Raw genomic sequence first — 5098 nt, forward strand, 5'->3', positions numbered from 1 at the left:
CACAGCGAGGACGCTGTGAACGGACGGGATTATTCCTCCCGACCGTTCCGCTCTCGTGGTGTCGCACCGGATGACCGGTACACATTCACGGAGAGTTTGATCCTGGCTCAGGACGAACGCTGGCGGCGTGCTTAACACATGCAAGTCGAACGATGAAGCCCTTCGGGGTGGATTAGTGGCGAACGGGTGAGTAACACGTGGGCAATCTGCCCTTCACTCTGGGACAAGCCCTGGAAACGGGGTCTAATACCGGATAACACTCCTCCTCTCCTGAGGGGGAGTTAAAAGCTCCGGCGGTGAAGGATGAGCCCGCGGCCTATCAGCTTGTTGGTGAGGTAATGGCTCACCAAGGCGACGACGGGTAGCCGGCCTGAGAGGGCGACCGGCCACACTGGGACTGAGACACGGCCCAGACTCCTACGGGAGGCAGCAGTGGGGAATATTGCACAATGGGCGAAAGCCTGATGCAGCGACGCCGCGTGAGGGATGACGGCCTTCGGGTTGTAAACCTCTTTCAGCAGGGAAGAAGCGAAAGTGACGGTACCTGCAGAAGAAGCGCCGGCTAACTACGTGCCAGCAGCCGCGGTAATACGTAGGGCGCAAGCGTTGTCCGGAATTATTGGGCGTAAAGAGCTCGTAGGCGGCTTGTCACGTCGGGTGTGAAAGCCCGGGGCTTAACCCCGGGTCTGCATTCGATACGGGCTAGCTAGAGTGTGGTAGGGGAGATCGGAATTCCTGGTGTAGCGGTGAAATGCGCAGATATCAGGAGGAACACCGGTGGCGAAGGCGGATCTCTGGGCCATTACTGACGCTGAGGAGCGAAAGCGTGGGGAGCGAACAGGATTAGATACCCTGGTAGTCCACGCCGTAAACGGTGGGAACTAGGTGTTGGCGACATTCCACGTCGTCGGTGCCGCAGCTAACGCATTAAGTTCCCCGCCTGGGGAGTACGGCCGCAAGGCTAAAACTCAAAGGAATTGACGGGGGCCCGCACAAGCAGCGGAGCATGTGGCTTAATTCGACGCAACGCGAAGAACCTTACCAAGGCTTGACATACACCGGAAAGCATCAGAGATGGTGCCCCCCTTGTGGTCGGTGTACAGGTGGTGCATGGCTGTCGTCAGCTCGTGTCGTGAGATGTTGGGTTAAGTCCCGCAACGAGCGCAACCCTTGTTCTGTGTTGCCAGCATGCCCTTCGGGGTGATGGGGACTCACAGAAGACCGCCGGGGTCAACTCGGAGGAAGGTGGGGACGACGTCAAGTCATCATGCCCCTTATGTCTTGGGCTGCACACGTGCTACAATGGCAGGTACAATGAGCTGCGATACCGTGAGGTGGAGCGAATCTCAAAAAGCCTGTCTCAGTTCGGATTGGGGTCTGCAACTCGACCCCATGAAGTCGGAGTTGCTAGTAATCGCAGATCAGCATTGCTGCGGTGAATACGTTCCCGGGCCTTGTACACACCGCCCGTCACGTCACGAAAGTCGGTAACACCCGAAGCCGGTGGCCCAACCCCTTGTGGGAGGGAGCTGTCGAAGGTGGGACTGGCGATTGGGACGAAGTCGTAACAAGGTAGCCGTACCGGAAGGTGCGGCTGGATCACCTCCTTTCTAAGGAGCACTTCTTACCGATCCCTTCGGGGTGAGGTCAGAGGCCAGTTCATCAGCGAACGTCTGATGCTGGTTGCTCATGGGTGGAACGTTGACTACTCGGCCGGAAACTGGGTCGGAGGCTGCAAGTACTGCTCGTCAGAGCGTGGAAAGCATGATCTTCGGACGGGTTCGGGTCGGGCACGCTGTTGGGTATCTGAAGGTACGGGCTGTAGAGCCTGTCCTTCGGGATGCCGACCCCAGTACACTCACTGGTTTTGCTGGTGGGGTGATGGGTGGTTGGTCGTTGTTTGAGAACTGCACAGTGGACGCGAGCATCTGTGGCCAAGTTTTTAAGGGCGCACGGTGGATGCCTTGGCACCAGGAACCGATGAAGGACGTGGGAGGCCACGATAGTCCCCGGGGAGTCGTCAACCAGGCTTTGATCCGGGGGTTTCCGAATGGGGAAACCCGGCAGTCGTCATGGGCTGTCACCCGCTGCTGAACACATAGGCAGTGTGGAGGGAACGCGGGGAAGTGAAACATCTCAGTACCCGCAGGAAGAGAAAACAACCGTGATTCCGGGAGTAGTGGCGAGCGAAACCGGATGAGGCCAAACCGTATGCGTGTGAGACCCGGCAGGGGTTGCGCATGCGGGGTTGTGGGATCTCTCTTTCACAGTCTGCCGGCTGTGAGACGAGTCAGAAACCGTTGATGTAGGCGAAGGACATGCGAAAGGTCCGGCGTAGAGGGTAAGACCCCCGTAGTCGAAACATCAGCGGCTCGTTTGAGAGACACCCAAGTAGCACGGGGCCCGAGAAATCCCGTGTGAATCTGGCGGGACCACCCGTTAAGCCTAAATATTCCCTGGTGACCGATAGCGGATAGTACCGTGAGGGAATGGTGAAAAGTACCGCGGGAGCGGAGTGAAATAGTACCTGAAACCGTGTGCCTACAAGCCGTGGGAGCGTCGGACATCAAGCTTGCTTGGTGTCTCGTGACTGCGTGCCTTTTGAAGAATGAGCCTGCGAGTTTGCGGTGTGTTGCGAGGTTAACCCGTGTGGGGAAGCCGTAGCGAAAGCGAGTCCGAATAGGGCGATTTAGTAGCGCGCTCAAGACCCGAAGCGGAGTGATCTAGCCATGGGCAGGTTGAAGCGGCTGTAAGAGGTCGTGGAGGACCGAACCCACCAGGGTTGAAAACCTGGGGGATGACCTGTGGTTAGGGGTGAAAGGCCAATCAAACTCCGTGATAGCTGGTTCTCCCCGAAATGCATTTAGGTGCAGCGTCGTGTGTTTCTTGCCGGAGGTAGAGCACTGGATAGGCGATGGGCCCTACCGGGTTACTGACCTTAGCCAAACTCCGAATGCCGGTAAGTGAGAGCGCGGCAGTGAGACTGTGGGGGATAAGCTCCATGGTCGAGAGGGAAACAGCCCAGAGCATCGACTAAGGCCCCTAAGCGTACGCTAAGTGGGAAAGGATGTGGAGTCGCAGAGACAACCAGGAGGTTGGCTTAGAAGCAGCCACCCTTGAAAGAGTGCGTAATAGCTCACTGGTCTAGTGATTCCGCGCCGACAATGTAGCGGGGCTCAAGCGTACCGCCGAAGTCGTGTCATTCCAGCAATAAGCCCCAACGGGTGCTGGGATGGGTAGGGGAGCGTCGTGTGCCGGGTGAAGCTGCAGCGGAAGCTAGTGGTGGACGGTTCACGAGTGAGAATGCAGGCATGAGTAGCGATACATACGTGAGAAACGTGTGCGCCGATTGACTAAGGGTTCCTGGGTCAAGCTGATCTGCCCAGGGTAAGTCGGGACCTAAGGCGAGGCCGACAGGCGTAGTCGATGGATAACCGGTTGATATTCCGGTACCCGCTGTGAAGCGTCAAACATCGAATCAGGCGATGCTAAGTCCGTGAAGCCGTCCCGATCTCTTCGGAGTTGAGGGAAGTGGTGGAGCCGACGGACCAGACTTGTAGTAGGTGAGTGATGGGGTGACGCAGGAAGGTAGTCCAGCCCGGGCGGTGGTTGTCCCGGGGTAAGGGTGTAGCCCGTCATCTAGGTAAATCCGGATGACATGTGGGTGAGACCTGATGCCGAGCCGATTGTGGTGAAGTGGATGATCCTATGCTGTCGAGAAAAGCCTCTAGCGAGTTTCATGGCGGCCCGTACCCTAAACCGACTCAGGTGGTCAGGTAGAGAATACCGAGGCGTTCGGGTGAACTATGGTTAAGGAACTCGGCAAAATGCCCCCGTAACTTCGGGAGAAGGGGGGCCATTCCTGGTGATCGGATTTACTCCGTGAGCTGGGGGTGGCCGCAGAGACCAGCGAGAAGCGACTGTTTACTAAAAACACAGGTCCGTGCGAAGCCGTAAGGCGATGTATACGGACTGACGCCTGCCCGGTGCTGGAACGTTAAGGGGACCGGTTAGTGCGCTTTCGGGCGTGCGAAGCTGAGAACTTAAGCGCCAGTAAACGGCGGTGGTAACTATAACCATCCTAAGGTAGCGAAATTCCTTGTCGGGTAAGTTCCGACCTGCACGAATGGCGTAACGACTTCTCGACTGTCTCAACCATAGGCCCGGTGAAATTGCACTACGAGTAAAGATGCTCGTTTCGCGCAGAAGGACGGAAAGACCCCGGGACCTTTACTACAGTTTGATATTGGTGTTCGGTTCGGCTTGTGTAGGATAGGTGGGAGACTGTGAAGCGGGCACGCCAGTGTTCGTGGAGTCAACGTTGAAATACCACTCTGGTCGTGCTGGATGTCTAACCTCGGTCCGTGATCCGGATCAGGGACAGTGTCTGATGGGTAGTTTAACTGGGGCGGTTGCCTCCCAAAGAGTAACGGAGGCGCCCAAAGGTTCCCTCAGCCTGGTTGGTAATCAGGTGTTGAGTGTAAGTGCACAAGGGAGCTTGACTGTGAGACCGACGGGTCGAGCAGGGACGAAAGTCGGGACTAGTGATCCGGCGGTGGCTTGTGGAAGCGCCGTCGCTCAACGGATAAAAGGTACCCCGGGGATAACAGGCTGATCTTCCCCAAGAGTCCATATCGACGGGATGGTTTGGCACCTCGATGTCGGCTCGTCGCATCCTGGGGCTGGAGTCGGTCCCAAGGGTTGGGCTGTTCGCCCATTAAAGCGGTACGCGAGCTGGGTTTAGAACGTCGTGAGACAGTTCGGTCCCTATCCTCTGTGCGCGTAGGAATATTGAGAAGGGCTGTCCCTAGTACGAGAGGACCGGGACGGACGAACCTCTGGTGTGCCAGTTGTCCTGCCAAGGGCATGGCTGGTTGGCTACGTTCGGAAAGGATAACCGCTGAAAGCATCTAAGCGGGAAGCCTGCTTCGAGATGAGTATTCCCACCCCCTTTGAGGGGTTAAGGCTCCCAGTAGACGACTGGGTTGATAGGCCAGATCTGGAAGCCCGGTAACGGGTGGAGGTGACTGGTACTAATAGGCCGAGGGCTTGTCCTCAGTTGCTCGCGTCCACTGTGTTGGTTCTGAAACCACGAACA

Annotated in this window: 2 rRNA genes; both read left to right on the top strand. The window is 57.2% G+C overall.

Annotated elements, in window-relative coordinates:
• The first annotated feature begins 84 nt into the window (after nt 1–84).
• Nucleotides 85–1610, top strand: a 16S ribosomal RNA gene (locus ACZ6B8_RS37315).
• A gap of 322 nt (nt 1611–1932) precedes the next feature.
• Nucleotides 1933–5057: ribosomal RNA gene (locus tag ACZ6B8_RS37320) — 23S ribosomal RNA — on the top strand.
• The 16S and 23S rRNA genes sit together here, the layout of an rRNA operon.
• The last annotated feature ends 41 nt before the right edge of the window (nt 5058–5098 follow it).

It is taken from the genome of Streptomyces sp. NPDC041122, from assembly GCF_055592445.1.